Here is an 18,307-nt window from a genome sequence, read left to right as displayed (position 1 = left end):
CACTCTGCCGTTATCTGGAGCAACTAACAGCATGTCAATCAACAAGGCTTATGCATTGGCGGGTACTTGCGCCCTGATTTTCCCTTTAACGGCATCTGCAGAGTTTCTTGCCGACAGCAAAACCAGCGTTGAACTGCGCAACTTCTACTTCAACCGAGACTTCCGCAATGGCCCGCCTACTGCCCAGCGCGACCACGCCGCCGAGTGGGCGCAGGGCGTCATGTTGCGATACGAATCGGGGTTCACCGAAGGCACGCTGGGGCTGGGGGTTGATGCGGTCGGCATGCTCGGCCTCAAACTCGACGGCGGTGACGGGTCCGGCGGTACGGGCCTGCTGCCGGCTGATCTGAGTTCGAAAAACGGTCGCGGGTCGCAGAGCGAATATTCCAAGCTCGAAGTCACCGCCAAGGCCAGGATCTCCGAAACGCTGCTCAAGGTGGGTTCATTGACCTTGCGCACACCGGTGGTGTCGAGCAACGACACGCGCCTGTTGCCCGCCACGTTCGAAGGCGCCCTGGTGACGTCCAAAGAGATCGACCAGTTAGTGCTGCAAGGGGGCAAACTGGAACAGATCAAGTTCAACAGTTCTTCGGATTATCAGGACTTCACCGGTAACCGCATTGGCGGTGTCAGTGACGACTTCCGTTTTGCCGGCGGTACTTACAGTTTCACCAAGGCCCTGAGTACCAGCCTGTATTACGGCAACCTGGAAAACGTTTACAGCCAGGTCTTCGGCGGTGTGGTCTACGAAGTACCGCTGGCGGCGCAACAGGCGCTGAAGTTCGACCTGCGCTATTCCAGCAGCCGCGAAGACGGCAACTTCCGCCGCCTGGATAACCGCGCGGCCAACGGGCAAGTCGCTTACACACTGGGCGCCAATGTGTTCACCGCCGCCTACCAGCACATGAGCGGTGACGACCCGTTTCCCTACATCGCCAACTCCGACCCGTATCTGGTCAACTTCGTCCAGATCAACGACTTCGCCAACACCCAGGAAAAGTCCTGGCAACTGCGCTACGACTACAACTTCGCCGCGCTGGGCGTCCCGGGGCTGACCTTCATGAGCCGCTATGTCAGCGGCGACAACGTCCTGGTCGCCGGCAACAACACCGGCAAGGAGTGGGAGCGCAACACCGACATCGGCTATGTCATCCAAAGCGGCTCCCTGAAAAACCTCGGCTTCAAAGTCAGGAACGCCACCGTCAGATCGAACTTCGGCAACGACCTGGACGAAACCCGCCTGATCGTCAGCTACACCTTTTCTCTGTAGGAGCGAGCTTGCTCGCGATGGACGTCAACGATAACGCGGGCAACCTGAACACCCGCGTCATCTGATGCCTGCCCGTCGAAACGCCGCCCGGAGCAAGCTCGCTCCTGCAGAAAAATTGCGATGTTTAACGCAGGCTCCGCGTTACTTCCCGCAAGCTACAAATTCTTGCGCCGTTGCCTACGGCTACGCCAGAATCCGCCGGCTTGTGCGCTTTGGGACGGGTCGGTAATTTGATTCGCGTCACTGGTTGTCAGTGATCGGGTTTAGTAGCCCGTCTTTGCTAAGTCGTACAAGGCGCCCATCAGTCTGGACTCCGTCCTGCATTCGATGGCGGCTGTGCGTAGGGCGCCCTCGGGCGCGCCGATTTCTTAGCTCATCGGTCTACTAACCTGCGCGCAGCTGCCTCCATTTCGTTTAGTAGCGAAGTAGTCGCGGCCTCATTCAAGAGAGCTGAGAAATGTCCAAATCAATCCCCGATCCACCCGTCACCGAACCAGAGCAACCTGCAAGCCAAGGCTCGCTCTTCACCGTCAGCCCCAACATCAACACCGAAACCCTGCTCGCCAACGCCTCGGAAGACCTGCTGTCCATCCGCGCGCTCGCCGCCGACCTCGCCGACGAAGTGGACGGCTCAAGCCGCTCGGTAGCCCTGGCAATCAACCGCATGGCCGACGGCGTCCACCTGCTGGTAGAACGCGCCCTGGATCACCTCGACGACCCCGCCATGGCTGCCATCTTCGCCCGCCAACAAACCCAAACCTGACCCCCTACTGTAGGAGCGAGCATGCTCGCGTGAGGCTATTAAACCCCCAGCTCGCGCCTTAATGGTCGCGAATCATCTACTAGAACTGTCAAGTTTGCCTTGACGGTTGCCTCGTCCCACAACTCATCTGATGCCTGCAAATTTTAGACACAGGCTGTTTCGAGGAGGGCGACGACGGATCTCGAATGTCGCCCACAAAAAAGCCCCAGACCGTGAGGCCTGAGGCTTTCTCGTTTTGACTATGGCGCACCAGGCGGGATTCGAACCCACGACCCCTGCCTTCGGAGGGCAGTACTCTATCCAGCTGAGCTACTGGTGCAATGCGGGCGCCATGATACTCATATGCACTGCGGGCGTCCATGCTGCTGATTCGAGGGCGCTTTTTCAAAGCGTAACCCGGGTTTGCTACGCTGATCTGAAAAAAGCGGCAAAGCCGGGGTTTTCGTTCTTTTTTTCGAACAGGCTATTGTCCTTTACCCCCGTTGATCCTAGGATTCGTTTGAGATTTCAAACGCTCTTGTCTGGGTGCTGAACCGTACGAGTCCATTGCGTGCGCTATTTATGTGCTTCAGCCCGGTGAATGATTTCCCTGACGGCCGCCTTTGAGGCGCCTTTCTACAATCATAATTTGCTCCGCGCGTGCGCGGCGCTGTTAAGGAAAGCCGACATGCAGCTTAAAGACACCCAGTTGTTCCGCCAGCAAGCCTTCATTGATGGCGCTTGGGTCGATGCGGACAACGGTCAGACGATCAAGGTCAACAACCCGGCGACGGGCGAAATCCTGGGCACCGTGCCGAAAATGGGCGCTGCCGAAACCCGCCGTGCGATCGAAGCCGCCGACAAGGCGCTGCCGGCCTGGCGTGCACTGACCGCCAAGGACCGCGCCAACAAGCTGCGTCGCTGGTTCGAACTGATCATCGAGAACCAGGATGACCTGGCGCGCCTGATGACCCTCGAGCAGGGCAAGCCATTGGCCGAAGCCAAGGGCGAAATCGTTTATGCCGCGTCCTTCATCGAGTGGTTCGCCGAAGAATCCAAGCGCATCTACGGTGACGTGATTCCCGGCCACCAGCCCGACAAGCGCCTGATCGTGATCAAGCAGCCGATCGGCGTGACCGCCGCGATCACCCCGTGGAACTTCCCGGCCGCGATGATCACCCGTAAAGCCGGCCCGGCTCTGGCCGCCGGTTGCACCATGGTGCTCAAGCCTGCTTCGCAAACCCCGTTCTCCGCTTTCGCCCTGGCCGAACTGGCCCAGCGCGCCGGCATCCCGGCCGGTGTGTTCAGCGTGGTGACCGGCAGCGCCGGCGACATCGGCAGCGAGCTGACCGGTAACCCGACCGTACGCAAGTTGTCGTTCACCGGTTCCACCGAGATCGGTCGTCAACTGATGTCCGAATGCGCCAAGGACATCAAGAAAGTGTCCCTGGAACTGGGCGGCAACGCGCCGTTCATCGTGTTCGACGACGCCGACCTGGACAAGGCCGTCGAAGGCGCGATCATTTCCAAATACCGCAACAACGGCCAGACCTGCGTCTGCGCCAACCGCCTGTACATCCAGGACTCGGTCTACGACGCGTTCGCCGAGAAGCTGAAAGCGGCGGTCGCCAAGCTGAAGATCGGTAACGGTCTGGAAGAAGGCACCACCACCGGTCCCCTGATCGACGAGAAAGCCGTGGCCAAGGTGCAGGAGCATATTGCCGACGCCGTGTCCAAAGGCGCGACCGTGCTGTCCGGCGGCAAGTCCATCGAAGGCAACTTCTTCGAGCCGACCATCCTGACCAACGTGCCGAAAAATGCGGCCGTGGCCAAGGAAGAAACCTTCGGTCCATTGGCGCCGCTGTTCCGCTTCAAAGATGAAGCGGAAGTGATCGCGATGTCCAACGACACCGAATTCGGCCTCGCTTCGTACTTTTACGCTCGCGACCTGGGCCGTGTCTTCCGCGTGGCTGAAGCCCTGGAATACGGTATGGTCGGCGTCAACACCGGGCTGATCTCCAACGAAGTCGCGCCGTTCGGCGGCATCAAGGCCTCGGGCCTGGGCCGCGAAGGCTCCAAGTACGGCATCGAAGATTACCTGGAAATCAAATACCTCTGCCTGGGCATCTAAACGTCCTGGCAAGGCATGGCTTCAAGCGCAAAGGGCACGAGAGCGCTGTCCCTTTGCGCCGCTTCAAACGGCAATTTCTTTGCGGCCGGGAACGCTGTGGCAGTCGATCATCGCATGCTGCCACCGTTGACTCCCCGCCGCGTCATCCTTGAACAACGCCGCCCGATGAGCGGTGAATGAGGACTGTAATGAGCAAGACTAACGCAGATTTGATGGCCCGCCGTGTCGCCGCTGTTCCACGTGGCGTTGGCCAGATTCACCCGATCTTCGCCGAGTCGGCGAAGAACGCCACCGTGACCGACGTCGAAGGTCGCGAGTTCATCGACTTCGCCGGCGGCATCGCCGTGCTGAACACCGGCCACGTGCACCCGAAAATCATCGCTGCCGTGACCGAGCAACTGAACAAGCTGACCCACACCTGCTTCCAGGTACTGGCCTACGAGCCGTACGTGGAACTGTGCGAAAAAATCAACGCCAAGGTGCCGGGTGATTTCGCCAAGAAAACCCTGCTGGTCACCACCGGTTCGGAAGCGGTGGAAAACGCCGTGAAAATCGCTCGTGCTGCCACCGGTCGTGCCGGCGTGATCGCCTTCACCGGCGCTTATCACGGCCGTACCATGATGACCCTGGGCCTGACCGGTAAAGTCGTGCCTTACTCGGCCGGCATGGGCTTGATGCCAGGCGGTATCTTCCGCGCCCTGTACCCGAACGAACTGCATGGTGTGAGCATCGATGATTCGATCGCCAGCATCGAGCGCATCTTCAAGAACGACGCCGAGCCGAAGGACATCGCTGCGATCATCATCGAGCCGGTTCAGGGCGAAGGTGGTTTCTACGTCGCGCCGAAAGAGTTCATGAAGCGCCTGCGTGCCCTGTGCGACCAACACGGCATCCTGCTGATCGCTGACGAAGTTCAAACCGGCGCTGGCCGTACCGGCACCTTCTTCGCCATGGAGCAGATGGGCGTGGCCGCCGACCTGACCACCTTCGCCAAATCCATCGCTGGCGGCTTCCCGTTGGCCGGTGTGTGCGGCAAGGCCGAGTACATGGACGCCATCGCGCCAGGCGGCCTGGGCGGCACCTACGCCGGTAGCCCGATCGCTTGCGCCGCAGCGCTGGCCGTGATCGAAGTGTTCGAAGAAGAGCACCTGCTGGACCGCTGCAAGGCGGTGGGCGAGCGTCTGGTGACTGGCCTGAAAGCCATCCAGGCCAAGTACCCGGTGATCGGCGAAGTCCGTGCCCTGGGCGCGATGATCGCTGTGGAGCTGTTCGAAAACGGCGACAGCCACAAGCCAAACGCTGCCGCCGTGGCCTCGGTTGTGGCCAAGGCCCGCGACAAGGGCCTGATCCTGCTGTCCTGCGGCACCTACGGCAACGTTCTGCGCGTGCTGGTACCGCTGACCTCGCCGGACGAGCAACTGGACAAAGGCCTGGCAATCATCGAAGAGTGCTTCTCCGAGCTGTGATTGCAGCGCGACGATGAATGTGTGACCTGTTCGACAAAAACCCGCTTCGGCGGGTTTTTTTTCGCCTTCGAAACACGCTGGTCTGTTTCGAATCGCCGGCATTGACTAAGGTGCACTTATAGAGAGGGAGCTTTGTGCATGACTGCTGTTGATCTACCTGCTGTACCCCGGGTGCTGATTGCCGAGGCCGATCCTTGGTCGCGGGATCTGCTCAAGCAAGTCTTGCTGAAGGTGCGTTGCGATGCGCGCCTGGACCTGTGCGCCGACGGCAAGGAGGCGCTGGCACGGTTGGCGGAGAACGCTTACGACCTGGTGATTGCCGATTGGGAGTTGCCGGGCGTGGACGGCTTGAACGTCCTGCGCGGTATTCGCCAGCGCAAACGCAATCCACCCTTGCCGTTCATCCTGATGAGCAACCGCAGCGACAGCGCCAGCGTGCGCGAAGCCTTGCCGCTGGCGCCCACCGCGTACCTGACCAAGCCGTTGAATATGGGCAGCCTGACCCAGCGTTTGCAGGGCTTGCTGCTCAACGCCGGGGAAGAGGTGTTCTGCGAAGTCCCGGCGCTGGCGCCGGGCATGACCCTGTCGGTGTTTCTGGAGCGTCGGCGCGAACTCACCGACGGCGCGCCGCTGATGACCGACGTGCAGTTGGCGGTCCAGCGCAGCCTGAACCCCAACGGCCTCGACCTGAAGCGGCTGGAGGAGGAGATCCGCAACGATCCACAGATCACCGCAGTGCTGATCGCCGCCGCCAACAGTGCGGCCCAGCACCGTGGCACTGCCGTGCAGACCCTGCCCCAGGCGCTGCAGCGTCTGGGCACCGGGCAGAGCATGAATCTGATACTTGGCCTGGCGTTGAAGCGCAGCGCGCAACTGAGTGATCCGGTCCTGGCGGATTACGCGGAGCGTTATTGGGACCTCTCGCTGCACACCGCCGAATACGCGCGCACCCTGGCACGCCTGCTGGATCTGGACCAGGAGCGCTGCTATTGCGCCGGCATGCTGCACCGCCTCGGCGATCTGGCGTTGCTGCGCTGTTTGCAGGAATGGCGACAGGCCGGCGGGGCGCTGGATGATCAGGAAGAAATCGGCGAGGCGCTGGTCGAGTTCGGCGCCGCCTACGGCTCGGCGCTGCGCACCCGCTGGCGCCTGCCACTGGAGCTGCGCGAGCTGATTGCGGCTGTGTATCAGCTCGGTGGCGGTGTCTATTCCCGCGAGGCGCTGGTGATGAACATGGCAGCGCAGCTGGCGCGCCTGAACGAGCATGAAGGGCTTGAGGAACTGGCGAAAAGCCGGACGGCGCGGTTGCTCAAGATCGGTTTGCCTGAGCTGGAGCGGTTGCGCAGGAAATAGCCGACATTTCCCTTGTGGGAGCGAGTCTGGTTCTATGGTCGCTCAAAAAATCGGTAGTGCCCAGTCGGGCTATCAGCCGGAAATAATCCGGTTCTTGCCCTGACGCTTCGCTTCGTACATCGCCGCATCTGCCCGGGCGAACAGGCTTTCGATGTTGGCATCCTCAGCGGTCAGGTTGGTCAGGCCCTGGCTGACGGTGATGCCGAACGTCTTTTGCTCATGGGTGAAGCTCAGACGCTGAATCTCTCGCTGCAGACGTTCAGCCACTTGCAGGGCCATGTCGGGAGCGCAGCCGGGGAACACGGCTGCAAATTCCTCACCGCCAATGCGCCCGAACACGTCGCCACGACGCAGTGCGCCGCGCCCGGTCTCGGCAATCTGTTGCAGCACCCTGTCGCCGACCGGGTGACCATAGGTGTCGTTGATCAGCTTGAAGTCATCGATGTCCAGCAACAGGAACGCCAGCGGCCCGCCTTGCTGGCGTGCCAGTTCGAACTCGCGGTGGGCGCAATCGAAAAAATGCCGGCGGTTGCTGCTCTGGGTCAGGACATCGATGGTGGCCAGGCGGTGCAGCTCGCTTTCCATGTTTTTCTTGTCGGTGATGTCTTCGGCAAAGCCGACGATGATCACCGGTTGTCCCGGTTCCGCCTGGCGGTTGATGAAGCACTTGTCACTGAGCCAGCGCACCTGGCCGTCGGCGGCGATGATGCGGTACTCACGATCTTCGACGGCGCCTTTGTCCAGCACCTCGGCGAGGCTGCGCTCTGCGTACTCCAGATCGTCAGGGTAAATGCTGTCGCGCCACTGGTTGTAGTCGGCCAGCAGCAGGCCGGCAGAGCGTCCGAAAATCCGTTCGTAGGCGGGGCTGACGTAGAGCACCTCGCAGGTTTCCCAATTGAACGCCCAGAGCACGGCGTTAACGGTCACCAGCAAGGCGCTGAACAACTGTTCGCGTTCGCTCAGGCGTGCGACTTCACCCTGGGCATGCATCAATGCCATCAGGGTTTGCGCGGCCTCGGGCCATTGGGGCAGGGGTGAGTCTTGCAGGTGCTTGTTGACCATCGACACATATCTCAAAGGGCAAGCTGCGTGTTCGGCAGCGACCACAGCCAGGCCCGCCGTAGTGGCGAAGTGTCTTTGAGATAGGGGATTCGCAGCGAAGTTCCGAAGGGTGCGCCCGCAAAACCGGGCGCACCGATCAACGGTGTCAGGCAGTGGCGCCTCGGCGCAGGGAGTAGGTTTTCAACTGGTCGGCAAAGTCGCGCAGGGACTGGATGCCACTGGCTTCGGCCTCGTGTACCCATTCCTTGATCGCGGCCAGCATGTCGTGACCATTTGCGCTGGTCTTGACCCAGATCTGCTGCAGGGCCAGCCGTTTCTCGTAAATTACCTTCAGCGCGTGGCTGTGTTCGAGCATGGTCTGGATGCGCAGGTGGTGTTTGTCGTCGAGCAGGCTGGTTTCCCGCGACAGCAGGCGTTTGGCCCGGTGGAACTGGTGGCGGACCGAATGATCGACCTTTTCCAGCTCCTGCTTGACCAGCGGTGCGATCACCAGCTTGCGGTACTGGGCCATGATCTGGAAGCGGTTGTTGAGGATGGCCATGGCGGTGTCCATGTCGAGGTTGCCCTTGCCTTCGACCCGGTGGGCAATGGGTGCCACCCGCTGGACCTTGGCCAACCTCAGGAAGCTGAACACCTGGATCCAGGCCCAGCCCAGATCGAATTCCCATTTTTTAACCGACAGTTTTGCCGAGTTGGGGTAGGTGTGATGGTTGTTATGCAGTTCTTCACCGCCAATCAGGATGCCCCAGGGCACCAGGTTGGTCGCGGCATCGCGGCACTCGAAGTTGCGGTAGCCGACGGCATGGCCCAGGCCATTGACCACGCCGGCAGCCCAGATCGGAATCCACATCATCTGGATGGCCCAGATCGTGATGCCGAGGGTGCCGAACAGCAGCAGGTCGATGACCGCCATGAGCGCCACGCCCAGGCGCGGAAAACGGCTGTACAGATTGCGCTCGATCCAGTCCTCGGGGCAGTTCTTGCCGTAGATGCGCAGGGTCTCGGGGTTCTCCGCCTCGGCGCGATAAAGCTCGGCGCCTGTACGCAGCACCGTGGACAAGCCCTTGATGACCGGGCTGTGCGGATCATCGACGGTTTCGCATTTGGCGTGATGCTTGCGGTGGATGGCGGTCCACTCGCGGGTGTTCTGCGCAGTGGTCAGCCACAGCCAGAAGCGAAAAAAGTGTTTCAGGCCGGCATTGAGCTCAAGGGAGCGATGGGCTGAATAACGGTGCAGATAGACCGTGACACCAATGATCGTAATGTGGGTCATCAGCAGGGTGACTGCCACCAGCGACCAGGGCGACAAGCCGAGAAAACCTTGGTACCACATAGGCTATAGGGCCCTCGTAAAAGAAAGAACAGCCGTTGCATTATCACTGAGCACACAGATAAAACCAGTCGCCCTTTCAGATAAGAGTCTCTGGATGTTACTTGACCTATAATTCGAACCTTTTGTAGAGACAGGGACAGCAGCAAATGTCTGCCACCTATCGCGTCGCATTGCGTGCGGCACTGCTTTACCTGTTGCTGTCAGTGATCTGGCTGCAGTTCAGTGGTTATTTATTGAACAGCTTCTTCGATCACTCTGACGAGCAGTTGCGCTGGCAACTGATCAACGGCTACGTCTGGGTGCTGTTCAGCGCCGGGTTGATTTTCCTGGCTCGCAGCCAATTGCTGCATTGCCTGGGCTTTGGCGCGACATTGCGCGAGCACCACGCGGACCGTGAGCGCTTGCGCCAGGCGGCTGCGGTGTTCGATTGCACCCGCGAAGGAGTGCTCGTCACCGACCGCAAGGGTGTGATCGTCCATGTGAACCGCGCGTTCATGCAAATCACCGGTTACCAGGGTGAGGAAGTCCTGGGGCAGGAACCCCGGATGTTCAAGTCCGGTCACCATCCGGCGGCGTTCTACCAGGCCATGTTCGAGTCGTTGCAACGCACGGGCGAATGGAGCGGCGAAATCTGGAACCGCCGCAAAAGCGGGGAAATCTACCCACAGTGGCAGACCATCCGCCTGATCCGCGATGACCACGGCGAACTCAGCCACTACGTCGCGGTGTTCTCCGACATCAGCAAGATCAAGGACTCCGAGCACGAGCTCAAGTACCTGGCTCATCATGATCCGCTGACCGACCTGCCCAATCGCCTGCTGTTCACCGACCGGGCCCAGCAGGCCCTGGCATCGGCGCAGATCAACAAACGCGGTTGCGCGTTGCTGCTGATCGATCTGGATCACTTCAAGATGATCAACGACAGCCTCGGCCATACCATCGGCGACAAACTGCTCAAGGCCGTGGCCAGGCGTCTGAAGGCGATGTTCGGCCCCGGCATCACCCTGGCGCGGCTTGGCGGTGACGAATTCGCCGTGCTGGCGGAAAACTGTCCACAACTGGTGCAGGCGGCTGCGTTGGCCCAGCGCATCCTCGATGGCCTGAAGGAGCAGTTCCCGATCGACGGGCACCAGTTGTTCATCAACGCCAGCATCGGCATCAGCCTGTTTCCCGGCGATGCGCTGAGCGCCGAGCAACTGCTGCGCAACGCCGACTCGGCCTTGTTCAAGAGCAAAAGCGCTGGCCGTGACGGCTACGCCCTCTACACCGAAGAGTTGACCGCCCATGCGCAGCAGCGCGTCGAGACGGCGTTCGAGTTGCGTCGGGCGCTGGAGCAGGATGAATTGCGGGTGTACTACCAGCCCGTGCACGACCTCAAGAGTTGTCGCCTGGTGGGCGTCGAGGCGCTGGTGCGCTGGGAGCATCCGCAACGGGGGCTGGTTTCGCCAGCGGAGTTCATCCCCATTGCCGAACGGACCGGGTTGATCGCCGAGATCGATGCCTGGGTCATGCGCCATGCGTGTGAGCAGATGTGCCAGTGGCTACGGGCGGGGTTGGCGTTGTCGTTTGTGGCGGTGAACGTCTCGTCACGCCTGTTCGCTCGCCACGAGCTGTATCAGCAGGTGGCGCAGGCGCTGCACGACACCGGCCTGGACCCGGCGTTTCTGGAGCTGGAAGTGACCGAAAGCGCGGTCATGGACGACCCTGAAGTGGCGCTGGAGCAGATGTACCGCCTGCGCGAACTCGGCGTGCGGCTGGCCATCGATGATTTTGGTACCGGTTATTCCTCGTTGTTGCGCCTCAAGCGCTTGCCGGTGCAAAAGCTCAAGATCGACCAGGGTTTTGTCGCCGGATTGCCCTGGGACGAGGACGATGGCGCCATCGTGCGGGTCATCATCGCCCTGGCGCAGAGCATGGGCATGCAGGTGCATGCCGAGGGGATCGAGCAGGCCGAGCAGGCGGCGTTCATCCTTGAACAGGGTGGCGACCTGGGCCAGGGCTACTGGTTCGGCCGCCCGGTACCGGCCGTGGAACTGGACTGGGCACGCGTGCCGACTATCCCCGTCGCTGGCTAAAAGCCACAAGCTCCGGGGCCACACGGAGCTTGCCACTCAAGGCTTGGGGCTCAAAGCTGCTCTTCAGTTATATAAACATTCTTAAATAGTCTTTTTAAGAATATCTGCACCTCTCTACTATTGGACTCACGCCGCAAGCAGTCCCGGAGACTGCCGGGCAACCCCACAGTCGAAGGAGCAGCACCATGAGCGCATCCCTGCGTAGCGTTGACGGTCAAGACGAAGCCACGATTTTGCGTGAGATCCAGAGCGCGCTGCGCGATCTGCGTTTCGGTGCGGTGGAAATCACTGTGCACAACGCCCAGGTCGTCCAGATCGAGCGCAAGGAAAAATTCCGTCTGCAGAACCCGAGCAACAAACCGAGCTGAGCTGCCGGCAACCCGATTCCCGCCCACATAAAAAAAGCCAACACACTTAGAATTCCAGGAGCTTTCACCATGTCGTCGATTCGTCATTTCGCTTTGGCCGCCCTGGCCAGTGCCCTTTTTGCGGGTTCCGCGGTTGCCAAGGATTACGAGTTGCTCAACGTGTCGTACGACCCGACCCGCGAGCTGTATCAGGACTACAACGCTGAGTTCACCAACTTCTGGAAGCAAAGCAACCCGGGCGATACGGTGAAAATCCAGCAGTCCCACGGTGGTTCGGGCAAGCAGGGCCGCGCGGTGATCGATGGCCTGCGTGCCGACGTGGTGACCCTGGCCCTGGCCGGTGACATCGACGAAATCGCCAAACTGGGCAAGACCCTGCCGGCCGACTGGCAGAAGCGCCTGCCGGATGCCAGCACCCCCTACACCTCGACCATCGTGTTCCTGGTGCGCAAAGGCAACCCGAAAGGCATCAAGGATTGGGCCGACCTGGTCAAGAACGATGTGTCGGTCATCACCCCCAACCCGAAAACCTCCGGCGGCGCTCGCTGGAACTTCCTCGCGGCCTGGGCCTACGGTTTGAAAGCCAACGGCGGCGACGAAGCCAAGGCCAAGCAATACGTGGAAACCCTGTTCAAGCACGTGCCTGTGCTGGACACCGGTGCTCGCGGTTCGACCATCACCTTCGTCAACAACGGTCAGGGTGACGTGCTGCTGGCGTGGGAAAACGAAGCCTTCCTGGCCCTGAAAGAAGACGGCGGCGCCGACAAGTTCGAAATCGTCGTGCCGTCGCTGTCGATCCTGGCCGAGCCGCCTGTGGCGGTCGTCGACAAGAACGCGCAGAAAAAAGGCAACGAGCAGATCGCCGAAGCCTACCTCAAGCACCTGTACAGCCCGGCTGGCCAGGAAATCGCCGCGAAGAACTTCTACCGCCCACGGGACAAGGACGTGGCGGCCAAGTACGTCCAGCAGTTCCCGAAACTGGAACTGGTGACCATCGACAAGGATTTCGGCGGCTGGAAAACAGCGCAGCCTAAATTCTTCAATGATGGTGGCGTGTTCGACCAGATCTATCAGGCGCAGTAATCTGACTCACACCGAGCCTGGTAGCAGGCTCGTAACCTGTGGGAGCGGGCTTGCTCGCGAATGCGGTGTGTCAGACGACATAAATGTTGGATGATAACGCCCATTCGCGAGCAAGCCCGCTCCCACATGGGGTGAACTTGCCAGAACGCTTTTCAACCAAGGACTTTTATGTCGCGTCGTATCTCCCCCGTCATACCCGGCTTCGGGCTGACGCTGGGCTACACCTTGGTGTACCTCAGTCTGATTGTGCTCATTCCGCTGGCGGCGATGTTCGTGCACGCCGCTCAACTCACCTGGGATCAGTTCTGGGCGATCGTTTCGGCGCCCCGGGTACTGGCGGCATTGAAACTGAGCTTTGGCACCGCGCTGTACGCCGCGATCATCAACGGCATCATCGGTACGCTGCTCGCCTGGGTCCTGGTGCGTTACACCTTCCCGGGCCGCAAGATCATCGATGCGATGATCGACCTGCCGTTCGCCTTGCCCACGGCCGTGGCCGGTATTGCGCTGACGGCGTTGTACGCGCCGGCCGGCCTGGTCGGCCAGTTCGCGGCGGACCTGGGCTTCAAGATCGCCTACTCCCCCCTGGGCATCACGCTGGCGCTGACCTTCGTCACGCTGCCGTTCGTGGTCCGCACGGTGCAGCCGGTACTGGCCGACATTCCCCGTGAAGTGGAAGAGGCCGCTGCCTGTCTGGGCGCCAAGCCGCTGCAGGTGTTCCGCCATATCCTGGTGCCCGCGCTGCTGCCGGCCTGGTTGACCGGTTTTGCCCTGGCGTTCGCGCGGGGCGTCGGCGAGTACGGTTCGGTGATCTTCATCGCCGGCAACATGCCGATGAAAACCGAGATCCTGCCGCTGCTGATCATGGTCAAGCTCGACCAGTACGATTACACCGGTGCAACCGCCATTGGCGTGCTGATGCTGGTGGTTTCCTTCGTCCTGTTGCTGCTGATCAACCTGCTGCAACGCCGTATCGAAACCCCATAAGGAGGCGCGAACCATGTCCCAATCGTCTATTGCGGCCGCCTCTTCGGCCAACGCCGCCCGCCGTGGCAGTGCCACGTCGCGGCGCATTCTGATCGGCCTCGGCTGGCTGGTGTTTTTCCTGTTCCTGGTGTTGCCGCTGTTCATCGTGGTGTCCCAGGGTTTGAAGAATGGCCTGGGTACCTTCTTCACCGCGATCTTTGAACCTGATGCCCTCTCGGCCTTGAAACTCACGGTGATCGCCGTGCTGATTTCGGTGCCGTTGAACCTGGTGTTCGGGGTTAGCGCGGCGTGGTGCGTGAGCAAGTACTCGTTCCGTGGCAAAAGCATCCTGGTGACGCTGATCGACCTGCCGTTCTCGGTATCGCCGGTGATCGCAGGTCTGGTCTATGTGCTGATGTTCGGTGCCCAGGGCCTATTCGGTCCGTGGCTTTCCGATCACGACATCCAGATCGTCTTCGCCCTGCCGGGCATCGTGCTGGCGACGATTTTCGTCACCGTGCCGTTCGTGGCGCGGGAGCTGATCCCGTTGATGCAGGAACAGGGCACTCAGGAAGAAGAAGCCGCGCGCCTGCTGGGCGCCAATGGTTGGCAGATGTTCTGGCACGTCACCGTACCCAATATCAAATGGGGCCTGATCTATGGCGTGGTGCTGTGTACCGCCCGTGCGATGGGTGAATTCGGTGCGGTGTCGGTGGTTTCCGGGCACATTCGCGGGGTGACCAACACCTTGCCGCTGCACGTCGAGATCCTCTACAACGAATACAACCACGTGGCCGCGTTCGCGGTAGCGAGCCTGTTGCTGATCATGGCGCTCTTCATCCTGCTGCTCAAGCAGTGGAGCGAAAACCGTATTAACCGCCTGCGCGCCAGCGCCGCGGAGGAATAATTCATGTCGATCGAAGTGCGTAAAGTCAGCAAGAATTTCAACGCGTTCAAGGCCCTGGACAACATCAGCCTGGACATTCAGAGCGGCGAGCTGGTGGCGCTGCTCGGCCCCTCGGGTTGCGGCAAGACCACGCTGCTGCGGATCATCGCCGGCCTGGAAACCCCGGATCAGGGAAATATCGTGTTTCACGGCGAGGACGTCTCCGGCCACGATGTGCGTGATCGCAACGTCGGTTTCGTGTTCCAGCACTACGCCCTGTTCCGTCACATGACGGTGTTCGACAACGTCGCGTTCGGCCTGCGCATGAAGCCGAAGAACCAGCGCCCGAACGAAAGCCAGATCGCGACCAAGGTCCATGAGCTGTTGAACATGGTGCAACTGGACTGGCTGTCGGACCGTTATCCGGAGCAACTGTCCGGCGGCCAGCGCCAGCGTATCGCGCTGGCCCGTGCCCTGGCGGTGGAACCGAAAGTGCTGCTGCTCGACGAACCTTTCGGCGCCCTCGACGCCAAGGTCCGCAAGGAGCTGCGGCGCTGGCTGGCGCGCCTGCACGAGGACATCAACCTGACCTCGGTGTTCGTGACCCACGACCAGGAAGAGGCGATGGAAGTGGCCGATCGCATCGTGGTGATGAACAAGGGTGTGATCGAGCAGATCGGCTCACCGGGTGACGTTTACGAAAACCCGGCCAGCGATTTCGTCTACCACTTCCTCGGTGACTCGAACCGCCTGCACCTGGGCGAGGACAATCACGTGCTGTTCCGGCCGCACGAAGTGTCGCTGTCGCGGCACGAACTGGACGATCACCACGCGGCCGAAGTGCGCGATATCCGTCCGCTGGGCGCGACCACTCGGGTGACCTTGAAGGTCGAAGGGCAGAGCGATCTGATCGAGGCCGAAGTGGTGAAGGACCACGACAGCCTGATCGGGCTGGCCAAGGGCGAAACCCTGTTCTTCAAGCCGAAGGTCTGGCAGAAAGTCGCTAACCTTTAAAAGCGAAAAGCATCGCGAGCAAGCCCGCTCCCACAATTGGGTCGGTCGGTCACAGAGTTTGTGTACGACACCGATCCAATGTGGGAGCGGGCTTGCTCGCGATGGCGTACTAAGCCGCAGCGCGATTCGGATTGACCCGCACCCCACCCACCCGCGCCTCGATCTGCTCTTTCAACTCACGCCGCATCCCCAGCAAAAACGCCAGCTCCGCCACCACGAACAACGGCCCGACAATCAACCCGGTCACGTCATCGACAAACGCCGGCTTGCGTCCCTCGTAGTAATGGCCGACAAACTGGATCGCCCAGCCCACCACGAACAGCCCGATGCCACTGGCCAGCCAGACCAGGGTGCTTTGTTGCGCCAATACATGACCGGCCCAGACGGACAGCGCCATCAACACGCTCATCACCAGCCCGAGGCGCAATTCCAGACGCAGGTAGAACCAGACCGACGCCAAGGCCACCAGCACCGCCGGTGAAAGCCAGCCGCCGCCCCACTGCGGGCGCGCGAGCAACACCGCCACCGCCACGACGATCAGCGGGATACCGATGAAGTGGCTGGCAATGTTGCGCGGGTCACGGTGATAGGCGGCGTATTGGCCGAGATGGTCAACGAGGCTTTTTTTCATTGTTATTCCTCCTGTAGGGTGGTCGATCATGCCCCGGGTTCGGCGTTCGCTCTGTCAGCCAGGCGACAATTTCCAGGAGTTTCGATGGACATGCAGGTTTGGCGTTCGCGCCTGATGACCGGCCAATGGTTCTGCCATCTGCCGGCGTCCTTACAGGATAGTCTGCTGGCCGCCGCCAGGCTGCGGCGTCTGTCGTCGGGGCAACGCCTGTTCAAGCGCGGCGACCCGCCCTGCGGCCTGTATGCGGTGCTCGAAGGCGCGGTGCGCATCGGCACGGTGAGCGAGCAGGGCAAGGAGGCGCTGTTGAGTCTGGTGGAGCCGCCACACTGGTTCGGTGAAATCTGCCTGTTCGACGGCCAGCCTCGCACCCACGATGCGTTTGCCCTGGGCCAATGCACCCTGTTGCACATCCCGCAATCGGTGCTGCTGGCCTTGCTCGACGAGTACCCGCTGTACTGGCGGCAACTGGCGCTGCTGATGAGCCAGAAACTGCGCCTGACCTTCATCAACCTTGAACAACTGAGCCTGATGCCGGCACCGGCCCGCCTGGCCCATCGCCTGCTGTTGATTGCCGAAGGCTACGGCGAACTCGACCCGCCCCGGCGGGTGCTGCAATTGCCGCAGGAACAACTGGCGTCGATGCTGTCGCTGTCGCGCCAGACCACCAACCAGATCCTCAAGGAACTGCAAGGGCAGGGGATCCTGAACCTGAAGTACGGCGTGATCGTCATCCTCGATGCCGAGCGGTTGCGGGCGTTGGCGGCGATCTGAAAGCCGAGGCAATTCAATGGGGGAGCGGGCTTGCTCGCGAAAGCGGTTTATCAGTTACCTCTGTGCAAGCTGACACACCGCTTTCGCGAGCAAGCCCGCTCCCACAAGGGCAGATGTGAGGCAATGTAGCGACATCAGCGCAACCCATCCCGAAATTGCCCCGGCGTCATCCCGGTCCAGCGCTTGAACGCCCGGCTGAAGCTGCTGGTGTCGGCAAATCCGAGCAGGTAACTGATCTCGCTCAGCGAGCATTGCGGATCGCGCAGGTGCAGCAGGGCGAGGTTTTCGCGGCTTTCGTTGAGCAAGGTGTCGAACCGGCAGCCTTCGTCCGCCAGGTGCCGTTGCAGGCTGCGCAGGCTCAGGTGCAGGGCCTGGGCGATGTGCTCTGCGCTGGGCTCGCCTTCGGGCAATTGCTCCTCGATGGCGTCACGGACCTTGCGTTCCCAGGTCAGGGGCTTTAGTTGCGCCAGGGTGCGCTTGAGCACGGTTTCGTTGTGCTCGGCCAGTTCCGGGTTGGCGTCGTCCAGGTGACTGTCGAAATCCACCAGGGAAAATTCCAGCCGGTCTTCGGCGGCCGAAAAATACACCGGGGCGCGAAAGACCTTGTGCCATTGATGCGCGTCCGCCGGTTCCGGGCGGCGCAGATACACCGCCAGCGGCGCATAGTCACGGCCCAGGCGATTGCGGCAGGTGCGCACATAAATCGCGGCGAAGGCGTCGATGGCTTCGAACGCCGGCGCCGGGTTGCCGGGCGGGATCTTCAGGCGAAAGCGATAGCGGTCCTCGGTGCGGCTCAACTCAAGCTCCAGGGCATCGCTGACCACCTGGTGATAACGCACGATGCGCTCGAACACTTCGCGCAGGCTGCCGCTGGCCACCAGGGCGTAGCCCAGCGCGTGGAAGGTGGTCGGGCTGACGAAGCGCGACACGCGCAGGCCGATCGCCGGATCGCCGCTGACCTGCACGGCGATTTCCCACAGGCGCGTGGTGCCGGACAACGGATAGCGGGCGTTGGGGTCGTCCATCCATTGCGGGTCGAGCCCGGCCTGCTGGCACAGGGCGGTGCTGTCCAGGCCCAGCGCATCGAGTTGCTTGCGCAGGGCGCGGGTCCAGCTGGCGAGGGAGGTCGGTTCAGTCATGCTGATTGGCGCTTCCG

Annotated in this window: 16 protein-coding genes and 1 tRNA gene; 12 read left to right on the top strand and 5 right to left on the bottom strand. The window is 61.3% G+C overall.

The features are described from left to right. Positions 1–31 precede the first annotated feature (31 nt). Positions 32–1,270: an OprD family porin gene (locus QIW53_RS19460; RefSeq protein WP_371051259.1), complete on the top strand. Its 1,239-nt coding sequence runs from the start codon at positions 32–34 to the stop codon at positions 1,268–1,270. Between the two features lie 457 nt (positions 1,271–1,727). Beyond that, entirely contained in the window at positions 1,728–2,033 is a 306-nt protein-coding gene (locus tag QIW53_RS19455) for a DUF6124 family protein (RefSeq protein ID WP_371051258.1), read from the top strand. A gap of 242 nt (positions 2,034–2,275) precedes the next feature. Here QIW53_RS19455 and QIW53_RS19450 read toward each other — a convergent pair. Beyond that, a tRNA-Arg gene (locus QIW53_RS19450) sits at positions 2,276–2,352 on the bottom strand. Positions 2,353–2,700: 348 nt separating this feature from the next. Here QIW53_RS19450 and gabD point away from each other — a divergent pair. The 3 genes from gabD to QIW53_RS19435 all read left to right on the top strand — a co-directional run bounded on the left by gabD (position 2,701) and on the right by QIW53_RS19435 (position 6,962). Further along, complete coding sequence (gabD, locus tag QIW53_RS19445; RefSeq protein WP_371051257.1) at positions 2,701–4,143, top strand: NADP-dependent succinate-semialdehyde dehydrogenase; 1,443 nt, start codon at positions 2,701–2,703, stop codon at positions 4,141–4,143. A gap of 188 nt (positions 4,144–4,331) precedes the next feature. Further along, complete coding sequence (gene gabT / locus QIW53_RS19440) at positions 4,332–5,609, top strand: 4-aminobutyrate--2-oxoglutarate transaminase (protein ID WP_371051256.1); 1,278 nt, start codon at positions 4,332–4,334, stop codon at positions 5,607–5,609. 138 nt (positions 5,610–5,747) lie between these two features. Then, positions 5,748–6,962, top strand: coding sequence for an HDOD domain-containing protein (locus tag QIW53_RS19435; RefSeq protein ID WP_371051255.1), 1,215 nt, complete (start codon positions 5,748–5,750; stop codon positions 6,960–6,962). 72 nt (positions 6,963–7,034) lie between these two features. Here QIW53_RS19435 and QIW53_RS19430 read toward each other — a convergent pair whose 3' ends face one another. Beyond that, entirely contained in the window at positions 7,035–8,024 is a 990-nt protein-coding gene (locus QIW53_RS19430; RefSeq protein ID WP_371051254.1) for a GGDEF domain-containing protein, read from the bottom strand. A 145-nt stretch (positions 8,025–8,169) separates the two neighbouring features. Then, entirely contained in the window at positions 8,170–9,357 is a 1,188-nt protein-coding gene (gene desA, locus QIW53_RS19425; protein WP_371051253.1) for a delta-9 fatty acid desaturase DesA, read from the bottom strand. Between the two features lie 146 nt (positions 9,358–9,503). On the opposite strand from desA, the gene dibA reads away from it, so the two are divergent. The 6 genes from dibA to QIW53_RS19395 all read left to right on the top strand — a co-directional run bounded on the left by dibA (position 9,504) and on the right by QIW53_RS19395 (position 15,749). Beyond that, positions 9,504–11,432 carry a phosphodiesterase DibA gene (dibA, locus tag QIW53_RS19420; RefSeq protein ID WP_371051252.1) on the top strand — a complete coding sequence of 643 codons (1,929 nt, stop codon included), beginning with the start codon at positions 9,504–9,506 and terminating at the stop codon, positions 11,430–11,432. 185 nt (positions 11,433–11,617) lie between these two features. Continuing rightward, positions 11,618–11,800 carry a sulfur starvation response protein OscA gene (gene oscA, locus QIW53_RS19415; RefSeq protein WP_007945260.1) on the top strand — a complete coding sequence of 61 codons (183 nt, stop codon included), beginning with the start codon at positions 11,618–11,620 and terminating at the stop codon, positions 11,798–11,800. A 69-nt stretch (positions 11,801–11,869) separates the two neighbouring features. Further along, a complete protein-coding gene (locus tag QIW53_RS19410) occupies positions 11,870–12,883 on the top strand; it encodes a sulfate ABC transporter substrate-binding protein (protein WP_371051251.1) in 1,014 nt (337 codons plus the stop codon). A gap of 168 nt (positions 12,884–13,051) precedes the next feature. Next, entirely contained in the window at positions 13,052–13,870 is an 819-nt protein-coding gene (gene cysT / locus QIW53_RS19405) for a sulfate ABC transporter permease subunit CysT (RefSeq protein WP_371051250.1), read from the top strand. 13 nt (positions 13,871–13,883) lie between these two features. After that, positions 13,884–14,756 (top strand): sulfate ABC transporter permease subunit CysW, encoded by an 873-nt coding sequence (cysW, locus tag QIW53_RS19400; RefSeq protein WP_371051249.1) that lies wholly within the window; start codon positions 13,884–13,886, stop codon positions 14,754–14,756. Positions 14,757–14,759: 3 nt separating this feature from the next. Beyond that, on the top strand, positions 14,760–15,749 hold the full coding sequence (locus QIW53_RS19395; protein ID WP_371051248.1) for a sulfate/molybdate ABC transporter ATP-binding protein: 990 nt from the start codon (positions 14,760–14,762) through the stop codon (positions 15,747–15,749). A gap of 109 nt (positions 15,750–15,858) precedes the next feature. Here the strand turns inward: QIW53_RS19395 and QIW53_RS19390 are convergent, their stop codons facing one another. Then, positions 15,859–16,380 (bottom strand): Mpo1 family 2-hydroxy fatty acid dioxygenase, encoded by a 522-nt coding sequence (locus tag QIW53_RS19390; RefSeq protein ID WP_371051247.1) that lies wholly within the window; start codon positions 16,378–16,380, stop codon positions 15,859–15,861. Positions 16,381–16,464: 84 nt separating this feature from the next. Between QIW53_RS19390 and QIW53_RS19385 the strand changes: the two genes are divergently transcribed. Then, the gene (locus tag QIW53_RS19385; RefSeq protein ID WP_371051246.1) at positions 16,465–17,151 is read left to right on the top strand and encodes a Crp/Fnr family transcriptional regulator; all 687 of its coding nucleotides are present in this window, start codon (positions 16,465–16,467) and stop codon (positions 17,149–17,151) included. Between the two features lie 134 nt (positions 17,152–17,285). On the opposite strand, the gene QIW53_RS19380 is transcribed toward QIW53_RS19385, so the two are convergent. Next, positions 17,286–18,290: an AraC family transcriptional regulator gene (locus QIW53_RS19380; protein ID WP_371051245.1), complete on the bottom strand. Its 1,005-nt coding sequence runs from the start codon at positions 18,288–18,290 to the stop codon at positions 17,286–17,288. Positions 18,291–18,307: the final 17 nt, after the last annotated feature.

The organism is Pseudomonas fluorescens (assembly GCF_041354075.1).
GTDB classification, from domain to species: domain Bacteria; phylum Pseudomonadota; class Gammaproteobacteria; order Pseudomonadales; family Pseudomonadaceae; genus Aquipseudomonas; species Aquipseudomonas fluorescens_CE.
This window is presented reverse-complemented; position numbering and strand designations above follow the sequence as displayed.

Coding starts and splice junctions, on each gene's coding strand:
- QIW53_RS19460 (WP_371051259.1), top strand. CDS start 32: ATGTCAATCAACAAGGCTTATGCATTGGCGGGTACTTGCGCCCTGATT.
- QIW53_RS19455 (WP_371051258.1), top strand. CDS start 1,728: ATGTCCAAATCAATCCCCGATCCACCCGTCACCGAACCAGAGCAACCT.
- gabD (WP_371051257.1), top strand. CDS start 2,701: ATGCAGCTTAAAGACACCCAGTTGTTCCGCCAGCAAGCCTTCATTGAT.
- gabT (WP_371051256.1), top strand. CDS start 4,332: ATGAGCAAGACTAACGCAGATTTGATGGCCCGCCGTGTCGCCGCTGTT.
- QIW53_RS19435 (WP_371051255.1), top strand. CDS start 5,748: ATGACTGCTGTTGATCTACCTGCTGTACCCCGGGTGCTGATTGCCGAG.
- QIW53_RS19430 (WP_371051254.1), bottom strand. CDS start 8,024: ATGGTCAACAAGCACCTGCAAGACTCACCCCTGCCCCAATGGCCCGAG.
- desA (WP_371051253.1), bottom strand. CDS start 9,357: ATGTGGTACCAAGGTTTTCTCGGCTTGTCGCCCTGGTCGCTGGTGGCA.
- dibA (WP_371051252.1), top strand. CDS start 9,504: ATGTCTGCCACCTATCGCGTCGCATTGCGTGCGGCACTGCTTTACCTG.
- oscA (WP_007945260.1), top strand. CDS start 11,618: ATGAGCGCATCCCTGCGTAGCGTTGACGGTCAAGACGAAGCCACGATT.
- QIW53_RS19410 (WP_371051251.1), top strand. CDS start 11,870: ATGTCGTCGATTCGTCATTTCGCTTTGGCCGCCCTGGCCAGTGCCCTT.
- cysT (WP_371051250.1), top strand. CDS start 13,052: ATGTCGCGTCGTATCTCCCCCGTCATACCCGGCTTCGGGCTGACGCTG.
- cysW (WP_371051249.1), top strand. CDS start 13,884: ATGTCCCAATCGTCTATTGCGGCCGCCTCTTCGGCCAACGCCGCCCGC.
- QIW53_RS19395 (WP_371051248.1), top strand. CDS start 14,760: ATGTCGATCGAAGTGCGTAAAGTCAGCAAGAATTTCAACGCGTTCAAG.
- QIW53_RS19390 (WP_371051247.1), bottom strand. CDS start 16,380: ATGAAAAAAAGCCTCGTTGACCATCTCGGCCAATACGCCGCCTATCAC.
- QIW53_RS19385 (WP_371051246.1), top strand. CDS start 16,465: ATGGACATGCAGGTTTGGCGTTCGCGCCTGATGACCGGCCAATGGTTC.
- QIW53_RS19380 (WP_371051245.1), bottom strand. CDS start 18,290: ATGACTGAACCGACCTCCCTCGCCAGCTGGACCCGCGCCCTGCGCAAG.